The sequence below is a fragment of the Streptomyces sp. NPDC048484 genome (assembly GCF_040651415.1).
GTDB lineage: Bacteria > Actinomycetota > Actinomycetes > Streptomycetales > Streptomycetaceae > Streptomyces.
In genome coordinates this window covers 22,890-45,493 of sequence record NZ_JBEZJY010000019.1, presented here as the reverse complement: position 1 = coordinate 45,493, position 22,604 = coordinate 22,890, and the positions used below count along the sequence as shown (strand labels likewise).

Genomic DNA, 22,604 nt, shown 5'->3' with positions numbered 1-22,604 from the left:
TCAGCCATGGTGGGAGCGTACGTGACGACGGTGTTCGTGCACCGCCGCCGTGTAGACGTCGGCCGTGGCCGCGGCGGCCGTGTCCCAGCCGAAGGACTTCGCGTGCCAGGCGGCGGCCGCGCCCATCCGGTCCGCGAGCGCCCGGTTGTCGGCGAAGTCGCGCAGCACGCGCGCGTAGTCGACGGGATCGTGGCCCGGCACCAGAAAGCCCGTCTCCTTGTGGCGGACCGCGACCGGCAGGCCGCCCACCGCGGCCGCGAGCACCGGGGTGCCGGCCGCCTGCGCCTCTATGGCGACGAGACCGAAGGACTCGCTGTAGGAGGGCATCACCAGGACGGACGCGGCCCGGAACCAGTCCGCGAGCTGCTCCTGGTCGACCGGCGGCCGGAAACACACCACGTCGGCGATGCCCAGCCGGGCGGCGAGTTTCTGCAGCCCCTCAGGCTTGGCGAGGCCGCTGCCGCTCGGACCGCCCACCACGGGGACGACGATGTTCGAGCGGAGGTCGGGACGCTCGTCCAGGAGCACGGCGACCGCGCGCAGCAGCACGTCGGGGGCCTTCAGGGGCTGGATGCGGCCCGCGAAGAGCGGTATCAGGGCGTCCTGCGGCAGGCCGAGCCTTGCGCGGGCGGCGGCGCGTCCGTCGGCCGGGCGGAAGCGGTCGAGGTTCACGCCCGGATGGACGACCGCGACCTTGTCCTGTTCGGCCTCGTAGTGCCGTACGAGTTCGTCGGCCTCTTCCGCGGTGTTGGCGATCAGCCGGTCGGCGGCGCGGACGATCTGGGTCTCGCCGATGACGCGGGCCGCGGGTTCGGGGGTGTCGTCCGCGGCCAGGGCGGCGTTCTTGACCTTCGCCATGGTGTGCATCGCGTGCACCAGGGGGGCGCCCCAGCGTTCGGCGGCCAGCCAGCCGACGTGGCCGGAGAGCCAGTAGTGCGAGTGCACCAGGTCGTAGTAGCCGGGGCGGTGGCCGGCCCAGGCCTGCATCACGCCGTGCGTGAAGGCGCACAGCTGCGCGGGCAGGTCCTCCTTGGCGAGTCCTTCGTAGGGGCCGGCGTCGACATGCCGGACCAGGACGCCGGGCGCGAGCTCCACCTTGGGCGGCAGGGCCCCGGTGGTCGCGCGCGTGAAGATCTCCACCTCGATGTTGATCGCGGCGAGGCGCTGGGCCAGCTCCACGATGTATACGTTCATACCGCCCGCGTCGCCCATGCCCGGCTGGTGCAGCGGTGAGGTATGCACGGAGAGCATCGCCACGCGACGTGGCTTGCGGTACAGGCGGAGCCTCGTGGAGGCCGCCGGAGAGCGGCGCCCGAGCCTGCTCACGTACTGGCTCACGTGGCGTTCCTCCTTCTACGGACCGGCGGACCGGTTCTACGGAACGGTTCTACGGACCGTGCTGCGGGCATGCCGGTGGCGAGACGTGGAACACCCTTCAAGTCCTGAACATCGGAGGATCCTGCTCCATTTCCTCTTTGCCGAATCATTGCCGAAGGTCGCTCAACCGTTCGAGGCAACTGTGCGTACAACCAATTGTGCGTACGACCGGGTCCGCGGTACGCCTTCGGGCTGGGCCTGGACCCTTCGGGCCGGACCTGCACCCTCTTAAGGTCGGGGTGCACCCTTCAGCCCGTCCGGCGCCACCCCGTCCGGCGGTCCGGCGGCAGTTCGTCCGGGCAGTCCGTCGGCAGCTCGTCCGGCGTTCGAGGGCGAGGCCGTTCAGGCCGACCGCTGAGGCCCGGCGGGGGTCCGGGGGCTGGTCCGGGGACCCCGGGACAGCAACTCCCGGGCTCCCACACCGGCACGGGTGGCCCACGATCGCCCCGCATACCCTTGACCCATGAAAGCCCGCGCAGCGAAACCCGTGGGGACGGTGACGCGCGGGACGACCAACCCGAACCGCCTCCGCCGCATGGACCGCTGGATCGCCGCCACCCATGGCGCCGAACTGCGCCGGGCCGACGACCCCGTGGCGGTCGACCTGGGATACGGCGCGGCCCCCTGGACCGCGGTCGAGCTGCTCCAGCGCCTTCGTACCGCCGCTCCACGCGCGCGCGTGGTGGGCGTGGAGATCGACCCGGCCCGGGTCGCGGCCGCCAAGGCGTTCGAGCGCGACGGCCTTGAGTTCCGGCACGGCGGCTTCGAGGTCCCACTCCCCGCACGGCCCTCGCTGATCCGCGCGGCGAACGTTCTGCGGCAGTACGACGAGGCCGAGGTCGCCGAGGTGTGGGTCCGGCTGTGCGGGCGCCTGGCACCGGCGGGCGCCACCTCGCGCGGCGGGCTCCTCGTCGAGGGCACGTGCGACGAGATCGGCCGTCGGCACGTGTGGGTCGCGCTCGGCCCCGAGGGTCCGCGGACCGTCACGTTCGCCACCCGCCTCGGCTCCTTGGACCGTCCGTCCGACCTGGCCGAACGCCTCCCCAAGGCCCTCATCCACCGCAATGTCCCCGGCGAGCCCGTGCACGCCTTCCTGCGCGACTTCGACCACGCCTGGGCGGCCGCCGCCCCGTACGCCTCCTACGGTGCCCGGCAGCGCTGGATCCGGGCGATCCGCGACCTGACGGCCGACTGGCCGGTCACGGACGGGGCGGCGCGCTGGCGGCAGGGCGAAGTGACCGTGCGGTGGGAGGCGTTGGCGCCGGCCAGGTAGGACCGCGAGGACACTCGACGGGACGCGTCCCTCGCCTCCATCGGGATACGGGCGGGATGCTGCGGCCCCCACCGGCGGGACACGCCGGGATGGGAGGAGACCGGACGAGATCAGACGAGATCAGAAAAGATCGGGCTGAATACGGCGGGCTGCCAAGCGGAGGGAACGATCTCACTGAGTCATTCGTCACATTGGCGGGGAACGGGAGAGAGATCACGACCGGGTGGGCAGTGAGGAGGAGGGAACGGGTGACAGGGAAGGGGTAGTTCTTGCCCACCTCTGTCAGATTGCGCACCGACATGGCACCATCCCCGAGGCGTTCGTAAGTTACTGACGGTAAATCAGTTTGGGGGTCGGTTCATGGGATCCGGCGTGCGGAGCGTGACCACTGCGGCCATGGCCGTGGCCTGCGCGGCAGTCATCCTGTCCGCGCCAGGCATGGCATACGCGGCCCCGAAACCCACACCGAACCCGACGTCAACTCCGTCGCCGCCCTTGACGCCGAGGGCAACGCCCGCGAGCAACAAGGACATCGAAGCGGTCCGCAAGAAGCTGGACGCGCTCTACCACGACGCGGCGGTCGCGACGGACGCGTACAACCTCGCCGAGGAGCGCACCGAGAAGCAGTCCACACAGATCGTCGAGCTCGCCCGGGAGATCGTCGAGGGCAAGGCCCGGCTGGACGAGCTGAAGGAGCGCACGGGTGCCGCGGCCCGCGCCCAGTACCGCGGCGGCGGCCTGCCGGACGAGGCGCAGCTGATGCTCAGTGACGACCCGGAGGACTTCCTGGCCGGCGCGGGCCGGGCCCGCCAGGGCGCACAGGCGACCAAGGGCCTGCTCGCCGAAATGAAGCGCACGCAACAGGACTTGGAACAGTACGCGCGCGACGCGGCGGCCCAGTGGAAGAAGCTTGAGGCCAACCGCGAGGCGAAGGCGAAGGCCAAGAAGAAGGTCAAGGAGCAGATCGCCGCCGCCGAGAAGGTCGAGTCGGAGCTGCAGAAGGAAGAGAAGCAGCGCCTGGCGAAGCTGGAGCAGCGGGCCGCCTACAAGGCGCAGACGGCCTGGCTGGGCTCCGGCGTCCTCGACGACATCAGCGGTGAGGCCTCCGCTCAGGGCAAGAAGGCCGTGGAGTACGCGACGGCACAGATCGGCAAGCCGTACGAGTGGGGCGCCGAGGGGCCGAAGACGTTCGACTGCTCCGGGCTCACCTCACAGGCGTGGGCGGCCGCCGGCCAGGGCATCCCCCGCACCTCGCAGGAGCAGTGGAAGCAGCTCGACCGCGTCACCGTCGAGAACATGCTTCCCGGCGACCTCATCATCTACAACTCCGACGCCAGCCATGTCGCGATGTACATAGGCGACGGCGCGATGATCCACGCCCCTCGCCCCGGCCGTACGGTGACGATCGCGGGGGCCGGCTCGATGCCGATCCTCGGGGTCGTGCGACCCGGCAAGTAGGGCTCGCCCGTACCGGTTCGTCAGGAGCGCCCTGCCGAACCGGTACGGGGCGCACGCCTCCGCGGATGCGCCGCCCAGTTATGGACGCGCTGCCCGGCTGCGGATACGCCGGGCGACTGTGGAGGCGCCGTACGTCACCCCGGTGCGCCGGCTCCGGCCGACCGGGCCGTGGGTGACGCCTGGCTCGTCGGCCGGCCGGGGCGCGGGCGAACCCCGCTCCATCGGCCGCCCGCGGCTCGGCCGAATCCTCGGTCCACGGCCCTCCGGGCGGGCTGTTCGCCTGTTCGCCTGTTCGTCCTGTCCAGCTGGACAGCGAGGCCTGTCGCGTTGGTACTGGCCCTGCGTCGGCCCCGTAACATCGTTCGTCGGCGTGACCTGCCGCACGTGATCCGCGGCACGTTCGGGGTCGGGGATCAACCTCCGGGGCGTGATGTACGTCATCCCGTAGAAGCGCGCATCCTGCCCAATTGCGGTACAGGATGCGGCATATGACGGCGGCTGTTTTCCACACGTCTGGACTGCCGCCATTCCTTTGTGGCGGCGCCTGACGCTATGGTCCCCGTCGGTGGATCGAGATCCCTTGACCCGCCATGCCCTCAGGGGGAGGGAAGGAACCCAAGACGATGCCCGTACCCGTGCCGCGGCAGAGAGCGATCCCCGCCGTGGAAGGTGGTCAGGCTCACGCCGCGTCTCCATCCGGCGGACCGGCACAGGCCGCACCCGCACCCGCGCCCGGCGCGCTGACCGGCCGCGAGCCGTCCTCGACGAGGCACGGCACCGGCGGCGACGCCTCCCACGGCGACACCGGCCACGACGGCGGCGTCCATCACGGCGATGCCGCGGCCGACGCCGCCCCGCTGACGCTGCTCGTGATCGAGGACGACCCGGCCGGCGCGCTGACCGTGCCCGAACTGCGGGACGCGGCAGGCAGGCAGATCCGTGTCCGTACCGCCCGCAACCTCACCGAGGCCGAGCGGCTGCTCACCGTTGACGTCCAGTGCATCCTGCTCGACCTCGCACTGCGGACGCCCGGCCCGGCGGTCACGACGGCCACCACGGCTGCGGCGGCTACGAACGCGGCGGAGCAACCGGAGGAGGCGGACGACGAGCTGGCCACGCTCAGGCACGTGCTGCGGCTCGCGCCCCGGCACGCCGTCCTCGCGCTCACCCCGGCCGAGGACACCGAACGCGGCGCGGAAGCCGTGCGCGTCGGCGCCCAGGACTATCTCTTCCGCGACGAGCTGGACAGCAGGCTGCTGAGCCGTGCGGTCCGGTACGCGGTGGAGCGCAAGCGTTCCGACCGGGCCGAGCGACGGCTGACCGAGTCCAGGCTGCGCGCGCAGGAGAACGCGCGGCTGGAGCGCGGTCTGCTGCCCACCCCGCTCCTGGAGGGCTCCTCACTGCGGTTCGCCGCGCGCTACCGGCCCGGCCGCTCGCGTGCGCTGCTCGGCGGCGACTTCTACGACACGGTCCGCACCCCCGACGGCACCGTGCACGCCATGATCGGCGACGTCTGCGGGCATGGCCCCGACGAGGCCGCGCTCGGCGTGGAGCTGCGGATCGCCTGGCGCGCGCTGACGCTGGCGGGCCTGTGCGGCGACCGGCTGCTGTCGACGCTCCAGCAGGTCCTGGAGCACGAGCGTGACAGCGACGAGATCTTCGCGACGCTCTGCACGGTGGACATCGCGCCGGACGGGCGCCGCGCGGGCCTCTGCCTGGCGGGCCACCCCGCTCCGCTGATCTCGCGCCCGGCCCGTAGCCGGTCTCTGGTCGGCGCCCACGACACCGAGGGTGCCGGGGCGCCTCCCGTCGCCGAGCTGCTGCCGTACGAGAACGGCGGCCCTGCGCTCGGTCTGCTGCCGAACGCCCGGTGGCCGCGCCAGCAGGTGGAGCTGGGCGGCGAGTGGAGCCTGATGCTCTACACGGACGGCCTGATCGAGGGCCGGACCGGCGAGGGCAAGGAGCGGCTCGGCCAGGACGGGATGGTGGACATGGTCCGCCGCCAGCTGGCACAGGGCCTGCGCGGTGAGGAACTGCTGCGGGCCGCCGTGAACGAGGTACGGGACCTCAACGGCGGCGAGCTGACGGACGACGTGGCGGTGCTGCTGCTGGATCGCGTGGCGTAGAGCACCGATCGCCGCCGGCCCAGGGACGCACTCAGCTCCCGCAGACCTCACTCAGCTCAGGAGACCCCTCGGGCCGTGCTCAGGCTCCCTCGGGCCTCACTCAGAGCCTGTGACACAGGAGGCTCTCAGCTCCGGGACTCAGCGCCCGCCGTTGTAGGGCCCGTACGGACCGTCGCTGCTGCTTCCGCCCCGACGGCCGCCCCGGCCGCCGCCCGATACCTGCTTGAGGGCGGGCCGGACATCCACGAAGAAGACGATCGTGGCGACGAGGCCCGCGATCTGCAGGAAGATCATCGGAACCAGCAGGTTCACGGCCACGGTGACACCGAGGATGATCAGCCAGAACATCTTGCTCTGCTTGCTCGCGGCGCGGTAGGCGTCCTCTCGGGCCAGACCGGCCATGACCAGCGCCACCACCGCCAGCACCAGCATGGCGGTGGAGATCAGCCACATGAGGCCGCCGAATGCCGTCAAGAGCACTTTGCCCACCACCCGAGTCGAGTCGTCTTGCCTACGCGGCCACCGTACCCGCAGAACGGGCCGGGCACTCCGATCGTGCCCGGAGTGCCCGGCCCGTTCTCGTGACACGGGTCCGCTGTCACGGCGTAAATATCCCGCCGCTCCCTTGTCCCTGCGTTTCTGTCCTGCGTTTCTGTCCTGCGTTTCTGTCCCGGCTTCTGCTGCCCTACTTCGCGGGCGGCGTCGGCTTCTTGGCCGTGGCGGCGGTGGTGGTCTTGCGAGCGGCGGGAGCCTTCTTGACCGGGGCCTTCTTCGCCGGGGTGGGCTCGGCCTGGACCGCGGCGGGCCTCTCGACCTTGCCCTCGGCCGGCTCGGGAGCCGGCTCTACGGCGATGGCCAGCTCCTCGATCTCCTCGGCCGCCTCGCCACGCCAGGTCTTCACGGTCTGCTCGCCGTGTTCGGCGACCTTCTCGTACGTTTCGCGCGCCTTCACGGCGTACTCGGCGGCAACGCCGACACCGCGGAGGGCGAAGTCCTGGGCGGTCTCACCGATCTTCTTCAGGTCGGTGTCCAGATTGCTGATGAGGCCGGTCACCCTGGTCTGCAGGGTCTCCTGCGCCTCCTTGGCGCGGGCGGTGGCCTTCTCCTGGACGGCGTTCGGATCGATGCCCCGAACGGCGTCGATGCGGGCCGGCGCCTCGGCACGCAGCTGCTCGACGATGCCCGGCACCTTCTTGGCCTGCTGGATGGCCAGATCGGCGGTACCGGCGGCGAAGTAGAGCGGGGTCGGGTCGCTGAGGGTCTTGCGCAGGTCGTCGGTGATGGCCATGGGATGGTCCTCCCGGAATCGCTATCGCGTGGTGCGTGAGGGTTTTGTCTGTCATTGCTCCGCAGCCGACCAGACCGTTTCAAACCGGCCCCGGTCATGCCGCCCCGCCCGGCCATGCCGGACCAGGTCAGCTCACGGAGGACTGCGGGTCGTGCGGATCATGCGGGTCATGCGGGTCGTTCTGCGTGGCATCGCTGCCGTCGGCCGGGCGGGCCCTGTCAACGACGGCGCCCCCACCATCCGTAACGCCTACGTCATTCGCGACGTCCGAGACATCGGAGACGTCCGAGACGCCCCCTGCACCCAGAACATCCTCGACGGCCTTGATCTCGAACCCGTTCTCCTTGCGGAAGGACTCGTAGATCTGCAGCAGCACCTGCTTCTGCCGCTCGGTGAGCGTCGGATCGGCGAGGATGACAGCACGTGTCTCCACCTCGTCCCGGTCCCGCTCGGCGTCGAGGATCCCGGCACGGACGTACAGCGTCTCGGCGGAGATCCGCAGGGCCTTGGCGACCTGCTGCAACACCTCCGCGCTCGGCTTGCGCAGCCCGCGCTCGATCTGACTCAGATACGGATTGGACACCCCGGCCGCCTCGGCGAGCTGCCGCAGACTCAGCTGCGCGTTGCGCCGCTGATCCCGCAGGTACTCCCCAAGATTGCCGACGTTGAGCGATGCCATGCCCCTACCCTGCACCACCCTCGCTAACTATTGCAAGCACATGCTTGCAAAAGTGCGCTACGCCACGTGCGGTCGGTTGTGCCTGAGCAAGGTAGTTGTCACTTGAGCAGGACAACTGTCACCGCTCAGCTTGGCGGACTCCCGTACAGGCGAGGACTGCGCTGGCGTCGTCGGCGAGGAAGAGCATGAAGGCCCACGTCCGGTCCGGCGAGAAGACGCAGCCGATCCTGACCTGAGCGGCTTCGAGCCGGGCGAGGATGCCGACGGCGGATGGCAAGGCGAGAGTCTCAGCACCTCGCTTCCTCGCCCGTCGGAGACGAGCCGCGTAGATGCCGGCAAGCTCATGACTGGGAACGCTGCCGTCCCATACGACGAAGCCGCCTCCGTCGAGAAGCGCCGTTCTGGCGGGTTCGCAGGCCGCAGTCTGGTCGCCCAGCATCCCGACGAGTTCCGCCCGATCCATCTGCCGTCCTCTCGCGTGCTGCCCCAATGTCCGCTCAGTCGTCAAAGTGGAGTTCGGGCCGGGTCCAGAGGGTGAGGTCGCTGCTGGTGGCGACCGCCAAGGTCCGGCCGGAGGGAGAGAACCCGGCTGCGCGGAGTTCCGAGTACTCGGAGTGGAAGATGTGCCACCACGTCCCTCCTGCCGGGCCTTTATGGGACCCGCCGTCGGCGGAGAGGATGACACGGTCGTGGGGCCACTCGGGGCTGACGACGTCCAGGGTCCAGCCGTCCGGTGTGGTGCTGTGCAGGCCACCACCGAAGAGCCCGGCAATGCGCACCGGGACGCCTGCGACCGGACCGAGCCCAGGGCAGGTGAGGTCCGGGTGGGCGTCGGGGGTACTCGTTTCGGGGTCAGGATCCCTGTCGCGAGCGATCTTCTCGCCGGTGACCGCGTTGAAGACTCCATGGCCATCGCTGGACACGACCATGACGAGGTCGTGGCGGCTGTCGGGATGGACGGCGAATCCGATGCCAAGGAGGCCCCCGATCGGCGTCCTGCGGTCCAGCACCGGCCGCCACGGCTCCGGGGCCGGCAGGACGGGGGCGGCGAGGTAGCGCTCGCGCACCTTCTGCTGGTACTCCGTGATCAACTCGTCTCCTCGGTGCGATCCGCGTCGAGGGTCTCTCGCGCAGCAGCCCACGTCGACTCGAATTCTTGGCGGGTGATCTCGGCAGCGCCGTCCGCTTCTTGCCATCCGCGCAGTGCGCTTTCCGCGAGGACGCCATACTGCCGCTCGTAGGCGGCCATGGCCGCGAGGTCACCGCGGTCACGGATCTCGATGACCTCCGCCAGCGAGGCTGCGGTCACGGGCTGGCGCTGAAGTCCTTGCAGGTCGACGTGCCGTAGCGCCCATTCCTCGTCGTCGAGCTCGAAGTACGACCAGATGTCGCTCTCGCCGTCGTAGGCGCGGATCCACAGCATCACGCTCACATGATCTCTCGGTGAAAAGGCGCGTCCGGCGAGGCCCACGGGCCAACTGCTTCTCGTTGACGCACCCGCGACGCCGTCCGGCTCGGTCAAGGGTGGCTGCGGTAGGCGCGACGGTAGCCCTTCGTGGTCGGCTTTTGTTGGCCGTCCGATGGGACAGGACCGCGAGCGATGATCTGGTGCATCGGAGCCATGTGATTGAAGTGGTTCATGATGACGATCCGAAGCGGGAAGGAGATCCAGTCCTTGCGCCGGAGATAGAGCGAGAGGGCCTGATCGAAACCGCTGGCCTGGTGGATGAGGGGCAACATGCGTTCGCGAGCCTGTTCTTCGTCGTCGGCATCCAGGAGTCGTTCGGCGATCCCGAGTACTGCCCCCATGAGGAACGGGTCCAGTGGTGGATCGGTGAAGGGGCGGGAGCTGTGCCTCTTGCCGGGTCTGCCGCGGAGGACTGCCGCGCGCGCGTGACGCCGCTCAGCATCCTGGTCAAGGGCTTCCGCGAGGGTGGGTGTCGCGGCAAAGGGTCGGGCCGCCGGCCAGGACAGGAACACGAGACCGACCAGCGCTCTGAGGTCGGCGAAGTAGTCAGCGGCAGGGATCAGCCAGCCGACGCACGGCGTCGACTCGGGGCCGATCGGGTTGAGGAGATCCAGAAGCCGCTGCTGGAGGCCAAGCAAATGGTCCAGTGTCTGTGCGTCGGGAAGGTCTTCGCGGCGCGCGGCGTCAGATTCAGCGAGCTGGGCGCCGCAGGCGGGTTGGAGGCGTCCGACGGTGCGTGGAGCTATGGTCGTGCGGCACTGAGTGGGGTGCAGGTCTTCGTCCCAGGGGCGGGCGATGATGCTGTTCGACTCGGCGGTGTGGACAGGTTGTTGACAGGCAGGGCAACTGATTCGCAGCAGGCGACGGTGCTCGGTGCAGGCGAAGACCGGCGGGAGGCGCCAGGAGCGTCTCCAAGATCCGCCGTGGAGTTGCTGGATCTCGCTTCCGTCCCCGGTAAGACACCCCGGGCAGTAACGGGGAGTGTGGGTCAGCAGCCATGCGTTGTCGTTGACCATTCTCGCGGCGCTCTTGCGCGGGGTGAACTTCCCGCTCAGTGGCCCGTACCGCTCGGCGAGCGAGGAGGTCAGCAGATGCCTGACTTCTTTCCGGGTGAGTCGGGTGGTCTCGGCGAAGGTCTGGATCTCGTCGGGGTCCAGGTCATGCAGAAGACGAATGGGGACTCGGAACAGCACGTTCGCCTTTCGGTGACCGGTCAGCCCGGTGCGGATGGCGATCGCTCCGGGAGATGTTCCGAGCCGGTGTGCGAGGCGGAGTATGTAGCCGGTGAGTGTCTCGTCGGGTAGTGGGTGGAGACTGCGTGGCAGCGGGCGCATAGCCTCATAGTGCCCATAGCCGGATCTACCGATCAGTTCTCGTTGCTCAAGGGCCGATATTCGGTTGCCGGACGGTGGGGGTGGCGGATGCAATGTCCGGCATGGTGACTCAGGTCCGCCCGCCACGACCGGATGAAATGGCTGCGTACTACCGGGCATTGCCGTTCGCGAACGGGCTGCCGAGCTGGGAGCCTGCGGACGCTGCGTGGCACGGTGGTCCTGAGCCGTGGCCCCCGCAGCGCACCCCCGCGACCGCGGAGCAGCTCGATGATTGGGCAGAGGCTGACGTCAAGGATGAGTCCTTCCACCCGATCGCGACGTTCGTCGACGGCACATGCGTCGGCGCGTCGGCCACCATCTCCTTCGAGGTGACGGTCCCCGGCGGGGGTACGGTCAGCATGGCTGGCGTCACTGCCACCGGGGTGATCGTGACCCACCGCCGACGCGGTTACTTGCGGCAGATGATGCAGGCCATGTTCGAGTCGGCCTTGGCCCGAGGCGAGCCGTTGGCGATGCTCAGCGCGAGTGAAGGCAGCATTTACGGGCGGTACGGGTTCTCGCCGTCGACCTACCGCGTTCGGTGGGAGCTGGCCCGTCACGAAGCTGCCCTTCTTCCAGCAGAGACTGATCCCGGGTCGCTGGAGCTGGTCGGCGCTACGCAGGCGAAGCAGGCCTGGCCTGTGGTGCATGCGGGCGTGTGTGCATCCCGCGTCGGTGAGCTCACCGCCCTCCCCGGACGCTGGGACGGGCTGTCCGACAAGGCAGACGGTACGAACGGACCGCTGCGGTATCTCGTCCACCGTGACCAGCGCGGCGATGTGGACGGCATCGCCAACTTTCGACTGCCGTGGTCCTCGACAGTGGACAACGCGGGAACGCTCGTCGTGGAGGCCCTTGAGGCGACGAATCCGATCGCCTACCGCGCCTTGTGGAGTGTGCTGATCGACTTCGATCTCACCAAGACCATCGTGGCACCCGGCCGTCCGCGCGACGAACCCCTGCGGTGGATGCTCACGAACCCCCGCGCGATGCGCATTACCCGCCAGTCGGACAACCTGTGGGCGCGACTTCTCGACGTCCCCCTCGCCCTGACACAACGGTCGTACGACATATCTGGCGAGCTGAAGTTCACCATCGACGGCGACCGGATGTGCCCAGCGAACAACCGGACGTGGCATCTCCGAGCAGACGGTGCTTCGGTGACGTGCGTTCCGACCAACCAGGACCAGGTGGCGGACATGACCATCACGATCCCGGCGCTCAGTTCGCTCTACTTCGGTGGCATGTCGGCGCACGACCTGGCGTATGCGGGCCACATCACCCCGCACCGCGATGGCGCGATCGGGCAGCTGGCCCGGTTGTTCCGGACCGACCCCGAACCGCACAACTCCTTCGGCTTCTGACAAGTTGATGCGTGATTAGGGGTGGGGCCGTAGGGCCCACTTCGAGTATCCGCCCGGCGCGGCGCCTATTCGAGGTCCGCGGTCAGTTCAGAACTGATCCGGCTGAGCCCCTGGTCTTCGATCCGCTGCCCCATGCGCTGGAACGCGCTCTTGTCCTGGCGTGAGGTGCGGAGCACCACTCGGAGCGGGTGGGAGGTCCCGCTCAGGCTCCGGAACTGGTACCCCACCGAGAAGTCTCGGTCCTTGGCTCCATCGATGATCGGTGCCATCGCCTCGTGGGCCGCAATCTCGTCGGAGGCCGACAGCAGCCGGGCGGCGATGCCGAACACCGCGCCGCCGGAGACCGGGTCCGCCGATGGGTCGCTGTAGTGGTGTGAGGCCCGGCGCTGCTTTCCGATCGGGGCGCGGGACTTGGCGAACTCGGCGTGCCGTCGCTCGGCTTCCCGGTCAACCAGCACTGCCAGGGCCTCCGTGTCAGCCAGTTCCCTGGCGTGAGGCCAGGTCATGAAGATCAGCCCGCTCAGAGCACGAAGATCGATGAAGTACTGGGCCGCAGGGATCGTCCAACCGAAGCTGCACACCGACTTCGGTCCGTCCGGTGCCAGCAGTGCGTCGAAGTGGTACTGGAGCCTCAGCAACGCAGCGACCGTGGCCGGAGCTTGAGGAGCCGGGTCCGCCCCGTCGCCGGCCAACCCGGCGCCGCAGACCGTCCGCGTGCCGGGGAGGGTGGCCCGGCACTGAGCGGGGTGAAGCCCGGCTTCGGAGCTGCGGGCGATCAAGCTCCCCGTACGTGTGGCATTGATGTCCTGCCCGCAGCGGGGACAACCGTGCAGAAGCAGGCGCTGGTGCCTCAGACAGGCAAAGACGGGAGGAAGCCGCCAAGACCGCCGCCAAGATCCGCCATGACGCTCCTGGATCGCGGACCCGTCGCCTGAAAGGCATCGGGGGCAGTACCGGGTCGTCCTGGTGAGGATCCAACTGTTGTTCTGGAGTATCCCCGCGGGGGTGCGGGTCTCTGCCAGCAGACGCGCGTTCAGCGGACCGTAGCGCCTGCCCAGCGGAGCGGTCAGCAACCTGCGAGCCTCGTCGGACGTGAGGTGAGTAGTACGGGCAAACGCATTGAGCCGCTGCTCGTCCAAGTCATGCAGAAAACGCATGGGAATGCGCACCGTGCTGCGGGTCGAGGCCGAAGAGACCAGCCCCGTGCAGACCGCAATCTCCGAGGGAGCGGCGCCGTACCGGTGGGCGAGCCGGAGCAGATAGCCGCGAAGTGACTCGTCCTCCAGCGGGTCGAGGCTCCGTGGCAAGGCCCGGAGGCGGACATCAGGGGTGTCAGGCATCGGCTGCCGGACGGCCTCCCTGGTCGTCGAAAACGGTGTTCCGGCCGCGCTTACGGCGCTTGGGCGGGGCGGCCTCTTCTTCATCCCTCAACACGGGGATCTCACCGGAGGCCGCGTCCCGTCCGGGGATGTTGCCGAGGTTGATGGGGATCTCGTCGAGCAGGTTGATGGTCAGGTTCTCCTGGCTGTTCTCCATGGCCTTGGTGCAGCCGTCCTCGATGAGCCGTTTCAGCAGCCCCACGATGCCTTCGGTGCGGCGGAACAAGTACTCGGGCATCGTGCCGTCGGTGAGCATGCCCGGTGCGGCTCGGAAGAGCCGCAGCTGGTCCTCGACTCCGGCGAGGTGGTTGACCCAGGCGGCGATGCCGAGGGGAGTGTCGTAGTGGAACGGATTGAGGTTGATCATGTCGAAGCGGCGCTCCGTCTGGGTGGCCGCCTCGTCGTTGTAGCTCTTTCCGCGCTTGGTGGGTGACAGGACCATCTGCCCAGTGCGGGGATCGTGGCGCCCCTCCCGCAGGAGCCCGGAGCCCGGGATGTTGACGCCAATAAGAATGAGGGTGACGTTCAAGCTCATCAGGTCGCGGATGAGATCGAGGGTGTCCTGGTCGTCCTCTCTGTGCATTTTCAAGCGTGTGATGTCATCCAGCAGTAGCGCGGTGGTGCAGTGCGCGTGCAGGGATTCACGGACATTGCGGATCAGCCCGCGCAGGGTCTTGGCGTGAGGGGCGCCGTAGAAGTCCAGGATGGACTCGCACAGTCCCTTCGGCGTGGCCTTGACCGGTGTCTGGCAGTAGGCCACCGGCAAGAAGAGGTCCCGGGTGCCGGGGATCGCGTTCGGGTTGAGCTGGTCGTGCAGGTCGCGCCAGAAGTCCTCGAATTCGGCGGCGGTCTCGCAGGCCGTCTCCGTCTTTCCCTGATAGCCACCACCGTTGATCATCAGTCCGTCGCGGGTGCCGGGCGTCTGCTTCAGCGCGTTGTTCTGGATCCGGGACCGCATCAGCGCGGTGACCTGCGCGCTCATCGGTGTCTCCTGCATCCGCAGGTTCACGTGGGTCGCGGTGCGGTGCAGGTCGTGCAGGCCCCGCTTGCGGGGGCTCATAGCCCGGTATTGGTCCAGCGAGAGTCTCGGGGCGGGGATGAACGTTCCTCGCGTCTGGCGCCACTGCTGGTATCCCTCGTGGGTGACCCGGTTCGGCGAGGGGCCGAACCGGAGGAACGGGACGACACCGTCCTGTGGTCCGCTCTGGCTGTCTGCCATCTCAGTCCTCTCCCTCCGCGTTGTCGTCCGGGCCGATGACCGGCTCGGCAGCGTTGCACTCGTCCTCGTCGGGGAGGTGGAACAGGTTTCCCTTGCGATAGCTGGCGCCCAGCGGGGGCGGCAGTGCGGGCCGTGACGGCCCGGCCTGTTCCCGGCGCCGACGGCGCTCGGCGTCCAAGCTGTCGGCTGCCTGCCGGGCCTGATCCGGCCAGTGGAGATGGACGACTGTGCCCTCTGCCTCCCGGACGACGGGTTTCTTCTCGCTTCGTGCGGGGGCGAGCTGGTCGGCAACTGCGGCCTCGGCCTGTGTGACATCGCGGGCGTACTCGGTGCGCTGAGACTTTTTCAGGCGGGTTGGCCACTGCGTGACTGGTGTCCGCAAGCCGATCAAGTCCAGTAGCAGTGGCAGGAGTTCGGCATCTGTCTTCGGCTTCAGACCGGCCCTCTCCGCGCGCTGCAAGAGATCACGCACCCGGGCATCGCCGAAGGCCGGCACCTTCCCTTTCGGTGGCAGCCCCGTCCAAGTGAGCGGATGCCACTCATGGGAGAGCGGGTCCTGGAAGAACACCGTGCGGCGGTCGCGTGGTTCCCGGTGGACGATCCACTGCCATTTGTGTTTGCCGCCGCGGGTGGACCGTTGGTCGCGGTAGGGGGCGAGGGCCTGGCCGTCGTACCAAAGCCCGCGGACTTTCACACCGCGCCGACCGTGGATCCTTGTCACCGAGTGCTCGGGCAGCAGCTGGTAGTAGAGCTCGGGCGAGGGGATCTCCATCGCGAAGCCGCCTTGTGCGAAGGAGGCGGCGAACAGCGAGTTCGGGCTGTGGTCCCCGCCCGGGTCCCAGCTCGGCGCGTACTCGCCCAGGCGGCGCTGTTGCCACACCTGAACGATCCAGGTAGCGATCAGGTGTTCCATCTCCTCGATGGTCCACGTCGCATCACCCTCCGGGTCGGCTCCGCGGTCGGCGACGTCGACCCCGGTGTAACCCAGCAGCTGCTCGAACAGCAGAGTTCGGATACTTCCGAATGCTCTTTCGACGACCTGCTTGTCTGTGGGGCGCAAGACGCGGGAGGGAAGGATGTTGCATCCGAGTACGCGCTGGACATCGACGAGGTGGTGGTTGCGGTAGACCGACCCGTGGTCGGTCGTCACCGTCTCCGGAGCGAAGAACGGCAGCCCGGCAACCTTGTGGCCAGCGAACTCCGCAACCACCGCGGCGGGCAGCCCTGGGTAGGGCCATTCCATCTCTTCTCCCCAGTCCGCCCGCATTGGCAGCGGCAGCGTCACGTCCCGCAGCAGCATCGCGACGTCCACCGAGGTGTCGGAGACCAGGGTGAGCCTGAACGCACAGAGCGAGTGCGTGTAGACGTCCATGGCGAGGGTGAGATGGACCTTCACAGGGTCGCCGAACACGCTTTCACGGACCATGACCGGCAGCACCGTGGTGTCCAGCGCCACCACCTGCCCGGGACGGTGGACCACCACATGCCCCGCCTTGGTAGGCAGTTCCGCCGACCGCGCATAGCGCTGACGGGCCCCACCAGGGCCGAACCATTCCTTCCAGACCCTCAGCAGCGTGTGATAGCTCGGGACCGCAACATCCGCCCCGAAAGTCTCGCGCACGTACTGGTGGATCATGGCCTCACGGGTTCGGCCGTCCACCCGCGAGCGGTGCAGCGTCTCGGCCCTCACCGCGAAGATCGCCTCCCGGACCTCCTCGCTGATGCTCGGGTGTCCGCCGCTCTCGCGCAGCCATCGGTCGTCCGCGCAGCCGATCAGCCCGAAGCGGTTGCGGTTCTTCTCCCAGCGGATCAGGGTCCGGTAGCCGACCTCTGCCAGGCCGAGCAGCTTTGCTTCCTGGCTGGCCAGGGCCTTGAGCTCGGCGACCTTCGCCAGCCGCCGCTGGGTCAGCGTGGTCGCCTCGGGGTTGTACTCGGGCTTCGGTTCACCCGGCCCCGGCCGAAGCGGGTCCCCGCTGCGGAACCCGGTCTTGACCTCCAGCAAATGGGCCGCGCGCAGCTCGGCCAGTCGGCGCTTGCCGGGCTCCAAGTCTCCTACCGACGCAGGCTGTCGTCCTCGACTCGCACCCGGTTCCGAGGTTCGCGACGAGGAACGGCAATGCTCGTGATTGGCGAGGAAGCGGAAGGTCAGCCGTTGCCGGACGCCGTCCGGCCCCACCAACTGGACACGTCCAAGGTGCGGTTCACGCAGTTCAACGGTCCACTCCACGTCGTCCAGCACCACTCCGGCGCCAACAGACAGATCCAGCGTATGAGCGGTGCTCACGAACCCTCCGAACCAAGTACGACCGTCGAGCGGTCCGCAAGCGGCCGGCTCAGATCGACACCAAGACGGCGGTGCCACAGCAGATGGAGGAGATGAGCCCGCGCGACCGGTTCGAACGCGCTGCCCGTCACGATCTCCCTGAAGCTCACCCCCTCGCCGGCCCCGGCGAACAGGCCCGGCTGAACGCCCAACGGGTCCGCCAGCGGTCGCCGCCGCGACGACATTTCGTCCACCGTCACCAGCACATGTGGCTTCCACCGCGCTGCCACCGCGTAATGCCAGCCGCAGGTCAGCGCGGCCTCGGCTGTCGCCGCGAAGGACTCGCGGTCCTCCTGCTGGATCAAGTCGGCGGGTCGGACGTCGATCAGCCAGATGCCCAGGCGACTGATCGCGAGGAAGTCCGGGGTGTGCTTGCGCCAACCGGCAGCCGTACGGAACTTCAGCCGCAACGGCTGCGAGAGAACCTCGGTCACATCGCCAGCGAAGTCCAGAGCCAGCAGCAGCCCGGCTTCTTCCAAGCTTTCGAAACCGTGCAGACGCCCCGTACTGACCATGTACTTCAGCCCGGGACGATGACGCTGATCCCGCCTCCATGTGAAGCCCCGCATCAGCCCCAGCCCGGTGACCGGAGCCGCCGCCAGGTCGGCCACCGGACAGGTCACCTCGCCCCCGGCGTGACGCCAGGTCGCCGTCCACCGGCGTGTCCAGCCCTCGGCCAGGTCTAACCTGTCCCGCCCGGCATCGAGCGAGACAGGTACGAGCAGGTCTTCCCACCAGCACGAATGCGACCACAAGGGCCTGTGCCTCGCGCCGTCGACCGCCTCGGCATGTACGCTGCCGGATCCCTGAATCTCCGCCATTCCCTCAGAAAAGCGAAGCCCTGCGTACGGCGTAGGCGATCTTCGGTACTGATGACAACAAGACCGCAAACAGTCTCAAGGTGACAAGAAGGATGCACTTTCAGTGACAGCAATCCTGCTCACGCCGTCCCGGAGTGCAGGGTCGAGGCAGCTGCCAGGTGACAACTTCCGTGCTCAGTCACAGGTGTTGTGGTGAGCACGATAGGTGTCGTATTTGCGGGACGTCTGTCGTGCCCCGAGCCACGTCCCCGCACACCGCATCCGGCATCCGGCATCCGGCATCCGGGATGGCCATCGGACCGCTCCGCTGGAAAGATCGCCACGCCCCAAGCTTCGGAGCGCACAGCACCTGATGCAGAGAGTGACCACGCCATCTTTGGCTTGAAGTCAGCGAACCCCTGCATATGCCGTTGAAGACGCCTTATTGCATGACTAGCGTCACCCCCTGTTGTGGGCACTCAGCGGGCAACGGGGGCAGTCATGGACGAGCGAGAGCAGCGTCAGGACGACACACGGCTTCGGGATGGCAACACCCTGACCGACCACTTCAATGACCGTGACGAGTGGGCGCTCGCCCCGATCATGCTGCTGCGCCACGCAGGATTCCCCTGCTCTCTCCTGCAAGAAGTTGCCGATTCGTCGACTCCGAAAGCCGCAGATGCCGTACTCACCCGCCGTGATGAGGCGTTTCAGGCCGGGCAACGGTTAAAAGCGGTGCTGCGCGAGGAGCGCGTGGGTACGAAGGGGGACATCGCCTCCGGGGTGGGCATGCTGCGTCCTTTCCCGCCGCGGGACCTCGCCCGCTTGGAGGCAGACCTCAGCCCGACATCCATGGAGATGGTCAAGCGCTACCAGGAAGCGGTTGTGGCCCTGGGGAGCGGGTGGGCTGCTTTCGAGAAGGATCACGCCGCCGCGCTGGCTCGCGGTCGCGAGACTGTCGTACGCCTCTTCCGGGACCCCGCACTCCAGCAGGTTCTGCTCCTGTCGAACGACGCACGCTTCGAGGAGTTCGCCGGCTGGATCGACGGTGGCGGAGGCGGATCGGACGGGCATGTCAAGCGTATGACCGACCTGCTCACCATGTACCTCCAGCGGGTCACGACGAAGAACGAGACACATTCACACTTCGGCCCTCTCGCGGTAGCCCGGGTGGCACCCGACACCACAGGGATCTCCTGGTCCACCGGTCCACTGCGACGCGTCGCCTTCCTGAGCCACTGGGCAGGTGAAGCGATGGCCGAGGCATTCAGCGGCCGCCCTGAGCTCTTCGAGACCGTACGTCCTCGGCGGCGCCCGCTCGCGTTCGGCCAGGGCTCGCGGATCCGGCTGTACGCGTTCGAGACGCGGACGGGCATGCCGGACGACTGGCGCTTCGTCGAGGTGACGGCCGAAACGTTCGACGACGACCAGTCATGGCTGTGGGAACGGTGCGACGGTGAGCGCACGGTCGCACAGCTCCGCGCCGCATGGATGCGGCGCGGCGGTACCCCGCCCCGCCGCACCTTCGACGAGGTGCTGCACGACCTGGCGGGCAAGGACTGGCTGACAGCACGCTGGGAGATTCCCGTCGGGGCCGCCGATCCCCTCCGGACGCTGACCGGACACCTGGAGGAAGCGGCAGCCGACACCGCGGTGGTGCGGTGGTTCGCCGACACGCTGCGACAGTTCGCCGACGGCCCGGTCGAAGACCGTGCAGCCCTGCTGGGCCGCCTCAAGAAGAACTTCGAGGACATCACCGGGACCGCGGCCAACCGTTCCCAGGGTCTGCACTACTCCGACCGGAGCGTCCTCTACGAGGAGGCGTACAGCCCGGTCAGGAACATGGCACTCGGCCAGGACGTCGAGAACGTCATCAGTCGCGAGCTGTCCGTGGTCTACGACCTGACACTCCTCGTCCCCCGGCTCCGCGTCCGCCGCGAACAGGAAATCCTGCACGGCTGGATGAAGGAACGTTTTGGCCTGGGAAACCCTGTGGCGCTCCAGCACTTCTACGCCGGCTTCTTCGAAGACAAGCCGCAGCTCGCCCGGCAGTGCGAGGAGGTGGACCGGGACATCGCGACGCTCGACCACGAGATCACCACCGTACTGCTGGCAGGTACCACCGGCGATCAGCACGAGACGGTCGTCGACCGGGACCGGCTGGAGGAACTGCTTGCACGCCATCCGGCCACACCACCGGCGCTGTGCAATCCGGACGTCATGCTCGCCGCACGGGACGCCGACGCGCTCGCCGACGGAGACTTCCTCGCCGTTGTGGGCGACTGCCATGCCGTCCGTGAGGTGCTCACCCACTCCAGCTTCGCCCCGATGATGCAGGCCGAGGCATCGGACCTGCTCGACGAGGTCCACGCGCGGTACCAGAGCCTTCTGGACGAGGACGAGGTACTGATCGACCTCTCCCGCTCACATCCGGACAAGACCGCCGCCCAACTGACCTACCCCTGCCCCGACCTGGAGGTCCACGGACTGTCCCCGAAGAGTCGGGACGCCGTGCTCCAACCCCACCAGCTGTACGTCGTGGCGACCGCCGAACGCCTGGAGCTCCGCGCGCAGGGAGTACGGGGCCGGTTGAAGCTGCTCGCCCCGCTGGCCGGCGGACCCAGCATCCGCCAGGACCCGTTGTCCCCCTTCACCTTCCCCCGCCACTTCGGCGGCGTCGGAACAAGCAGCGTCGGCCACACCCATCTGCCGCGTATCCGCTGCGGCCGCGTCGTACTGCACCGGGAGCGCTGGCGCATACCCGCGAACGCCCTTCGCGGATGGAGCCCCGGAACGCGCCCGGCGAAGGGGGACGCGGCCGAGTTCGCCGCCGCTCACAAGCTCCGCCGTGACCTGGGCCTACCCCGCCACGGTTTCCTGAAGATTCCCGCCGAGCCGAAACCGGTGTACGTCGACTGGGAGTCCCCTCTCCTCATCAGGCAGATCTTCCGGCTCGCCCGGAGGTCGGCTTCTCCCCTGGAATTCAGCGAGATGCTCCCGTCGCCGGAACAACTCTGGCTCGAGATCGACGGAGAACGCCACACGAGCGAACTGCGCTGTGCGGTCTTCTCCCGCGGTTCCGGCTGACGGCTCCACTTCGAGGATGCCCCATCATCATCGAGCAAAGGGACGACCATGCCCAAGAGCTGCATAGTCCAACTTCCTTTCCCCTCCAGCCATGACCCGGACCCTCAGCTGTCGGACTATTACGACGACTACGACCGGAGATTCCGGGCGCTGCTTCCCGAGTACTTCATCCCGTCCGACGGGTTATGGGAGATGCCGCTGTGGGTCGCCCATCTGACCGCCCTGCTGGACACCGCGGGCATCGACTCCGTCTTCCGTGACCTGTCGAGGACTCCGGCGGAACCGGACGTCTGCTCCGAACCGCTGCTGGCGGCGACCGCCCCCGGCGATCTGATCCTCATGTCCCCTCTCGCCCAGAACTTCAGCCTCGCGTTGGACGTGGCCAAACACCTGGAGCACGCCGGACGCCGTGTCGTCCTCGGCGGGAACATGGCCCCGCTCGCCCCGGACGGTGCCGTCCACGCGGTACACCGTGGCCAGCTCGACGCCACCTTCGTCCGCCGACTTGTGGGGCTCGCCTCCGGAGTGGGCGGGGGCCTGGAGAAGCCTCTGCTGCCCGGGCTGGTGTCCGAGCGGATCACCTGGGCACCGGACTACCGCCACCTCGGCGGCTACGAGAGCCAGGTGCCCCTGCTGCGCCTCAACGCCAGCCACGGATGCCTGTACCAGTGCTCGTTCTGCGGCGACGCCTGGAGCAAGCAGCTCACCCTCGTGGAGAAGGGCGCCCTCAACCAGGAAGTGGACGAACTCACCGCCCGGTTCCCGGACACCCGGCTCTTCTACATAGGCGACAAGACGTTCGGTCAGTCGCGCGAAGCAGTCGCCAACCTGCTGGACGTCTTCCGCGATCGGCCCGGCTACCGGTTCATCGTGCAGACGCATGTCATGCAGGTGAAGGACTGGATCGTCGACGCCATGCTGGAACTCGGCGTCGTCGCCGTGGAACTCGGCTTCGAGTCGGCCGACTCCCAGATGCTGAAACGGCTCAACAAACTCTCACGGGGCCTCGATGACTACACCACGAGAATCCACAAGCTGAGCGACGCCGGCCTGAAGGTCGTGCTCAACATGATGGGCGGCCTCGACGAGGAGACGGAAACCGCGCACGGCCAGACCGTCGACTGGATGCGGGAGAACAGTTCGGCACTGTGGCTCTTCAACCTCTACAACTTCGTTCCCTATCCACTCACCCCCGACTTCCCGAGGCTGCGTGAGCGCATATTCAACTGGGACTTCGCGGACTGGCGGGAGGACGCACCCGTCGTCTACCGGCCGCAGCACCTGTCTCCCGAAGCGAGCTGGGATCTGTTCCGGGAGAAGATCGCCGCTGCGCACGACATCATCCGCACCCCGATGACCGTTCCCACGTCCTCTGCGCAGGAGAAGTGAC

18 protein-coding genes and 1 pseudogene are annotated in these 22,604 nt (G+C 68.2%); 6 read left to right on the top strand and 13 right to left on the bottom strand.

Annotation, left to right across the window (positions count from 1 at the left end; all coding sequences use genetic code 11):
* Positions 1–1,338, bottom strand: a complete 1,338-nt coding sequence (gene mshA / locus AB0D14_RS20260; protein ID WP_362780856.1) for a D-inositol-3-phosphate glycosyltransferase — start codon at positions 1,336–1,338, stop codon at positions 1–3.
* Between the two features lie 502 nt (positions 1,339–1,840).
* Between mshA and AB0D14_RS20255 the strand changes: the two genes are divergently transcribed.
* The 3 genes from AB0D14_RS20255 to AB0D14_RS20245 all read left to right on the top strand — a co-directional run bounded on the left by AB0D14_RS20255 (position 1,841) and on the right by AB0D14_RS20245 (position 6,234).
* Positions 1,841–2,650 carry a class I SAM-dependent methyltransferase gene (locus AB0D14_RS20255; RefSeq protein ID WP_362780853.1) on the top strand — a complete coding sequence of 270 codons (810 nt, stop codon included), beginning with the start codon at positions 1,841–1,843 and terminating at the stop codon, positions 2,648–2,650.
* A 360-nt stretch (positions 2,651–3,010) separates the two neighbouring features.
* On the top strand, positions 3,011–4,108 hold the full coding sequence (locus tag AB0D14_RS20250) for an NlpC/P60 family protein (RefSeq protein WP_362780851.1): 1,098 nt from the start codon (positions 3,011–3,013) through the stop codon (positions 4,106–4,108).
* Positions 4,109–4,731: 623 nt separating this feature from the next.
* On the top strand, positions 4,732–6,234 hold the full coding sequence (locus AB0D14_RS20245) for a SpoIIE family protein phosphatase (RefSeq protein WP_362780849.1): 1,503 nt from the start codon (positions 4,732–4,734) through the stop codon (positions 6,232–6,234).
* 138 nt (positions 6,235–6,372) lie between these two features.
* On the opposite strand, the gene AB0D14_RS20240 is transcribed toward AB0D14_RS20245, so the two are convergent.
* From AB0D14_RS20240 to AB0D14_RS20210, 7 genes are all read right to left on the bottom strand, one after another.
* Positions 6,373–6,714 carry a DUF2516 family protein gene (locus tag AB0D14_RS20240; RefSeq protein ID WP_362780847.1) on the bottom strand — a complete coding sequence of 114 codons (342 nt, stop codon included), beginning with the start codon at positions 6,712–6,714 and terminating at the stop codon, positions 6,373–6,375.
* 205 nt (positions 6,715–6,919) lie between these two features.
* Positions 6,920–7,522, bottom strand: a complete 603-nt coding sequence (locus AB0D14_RS20235) for a hypothetical protein (protein ID WP_362780844.1) — start codon at positions 7,520–7,522, stop codon at positions 6,920–6,922.
* A gap of 127 nt (positions 7,523–7,649) precedes the next feature.
* Positions 7,650–8,201 carry a helix-turn-helix transcriptional regulator gene (locus tag AB0D14_RS20230; RefSeq protein WP_362780843.1) on the bottom strand — a complete coding sequence of 184 codons (552 nt, stop codon included), beginning with the start codon at positions 8,199–8,201 and terminating at the stop codon, positions 7,650–7,652.
* 118 nt (positions 8,202–8,319) lie between these two features.
* Positions 8,320–8,664, bottom strand: coding sequence for a hypothetical protein (locus AB0D14_RS20225; protein ID WP_362780841.1), 345 nt, complete (start codon positions 8,662–8,664; stop codon positions 8,320–8,322).
* Between the two features lie 34 nt (positions 8,665–8,698).
* Positions 8,699–9,292 carry a hypothetical protein gene (locus AB0D14_RS20220; protein WP_362780839.1) on the bottom strand — a complete coding sequence of 198 codons (594 nt, stop codon included), beginning with the start codon at positions 9,290–9,292 and terminating at the stop codon, positions 8,699–8,701.
* Positions 9,289–9,624 (bottom strand): hypothetical protein, encoded by a 336-nt coding sequence (locus AB0D14_RS20215; RefSeq protein WP_362781135.1) that lies wholly within the window; start codon positions 9,622–9,624, stop codon positions 9,289–9,291. Before AB0D14_RS20215 ends, AB0D14_RS20220 begins: the two co-directional genes overlap by 4 nt.
* Before the next feature lie 95 nt (positions 9,625–9,719).
* Positions 9,720–11,003 carry a TniQ family protein gene (locus AB0D14_RS20210; protein WP_362780836.1) on the bottom strand — a complete coding sequence of 428 codons (1,284 nt, stop codon included), beginning with the start codon at positions 11,001–11,003 and terminating at the stop codon, positions 9,720–9,722.
* 137 nt (positions 11,004–11,140) lie between these two features.
* Between AB0D14_RS20210 and AB0D14_RS20205 the strand changes: the two genes are divergently transcribed.
* Positions 11,141–12,406, top strand: coding sequence for a GNAT family N-acetyltransferase (locus tag AB0D14_RS20205; protein WP_362780834.1), 1,266 nt, complete (start codon positions 11,141–11,143; stop codon positions 12,404–12,406).
* A 65-nt stretch (positions 12,407–12,471) separates the two neighbouring features.
* On the opposite strand, the gene AB0D14_RS20200 is transcribed toward AB0D14_RS20205, so the two are convergent.
* The 5 genes and pseudogenes from AB0D14_RS20200 to AB0D14_RS20180 all read right to left on the bottom strand — a co-directional run bounded on the left by AB0D14_RS20200 (position 12,472) and on the right by AB0D14_RS20180 (position 18,148).
* Positions 12,472–13,044, bottom strand: coding sequence for a hypothetical protein (locus AB0D14_RS20200; RefSeq protein ID WP_362781149.1), 573 nt, complete (start codon positions 13,042–13,044; stop codon positions 12,472–12,474).
* Between the two features lie 207 nt (positions 13,045–13,251).
* A pseudogene (locus tag AB0D14_RS20195) lies at positions 13,252–13,746 on the bottom strand (TniQ family protein); the annotation flags it as partial.
* Positions 13,739–15,004, bottom strand: coding sequence for a TniB family NTP-binding protein (locus tag AB0D14_RS20190; RefSeq protein ID WP_362780832.1), 1,266 nt, complete (start codon positions 15,002–15,004; stop codon positions 13,739–13,741). The pseudogene AB0D14_RS20195 and the gene AB0D14_RS20190, both read right to left, overlap by 8 nt.
* A gap of 1 nt (position 15,005) precedes the next feature.
* Positions 15,006–17,288 (bottom strand): transposase, encoded by a 2,283-nt coding sequence (locus AB0D14_RS20185; protein ID WP_362780829.1) that lies wholly within the window; start codon positions 17,286–17,288, stop codon positions 15,006–15,008.
* Positions 17,285–18,148, bottom strand: coding sequence for a TnsA-like heteromeric transposase endonuclease subunit (locus AB0D14_RS20180; RefSeq protein ID WP_362780827.1), 864 nt, complete (start codon positions 18,146–18,148; stop codon positions 17,285–17,287). Before AB0D14_RS20180 ends, AB0D14_RS20185 begins: the two co-directional genes overlap by 4 nt.
* 480 nt (positions 18,149–18,628) lie before the next feature.
* Here AB0D14_RS20180 and AB0D14_RS20175 point away from each other — a divergent pair, with 480 nt between their 5' ends.
* The gene (locus tag AB0D14_RS20175; RefSeq protein ID WP_362780825.1) at positions 18,629–21,214 is read left to right on the top strand and encodes a lantibiotic dehydratase; all 2,586 of its coding nucleotides are present in this window, start codon (positions 18,629–18,631) and stop codon (positions 21,212–21,214) included.
* Between the two features lie 48 nt (positions 21,215–21,262).
* Positions 21,263–22,603, top strand: coding sequence for a radical SAM protein (locus AB0D14_RS20170; protein ID WP_362780823.1), 1,341 nt, complete (start codon positions 21,263–21,265; stop codon positions 22,601–22,603).
* The last annotated feature ends 1 nt before the right edge of the window (position 22,604 follow it).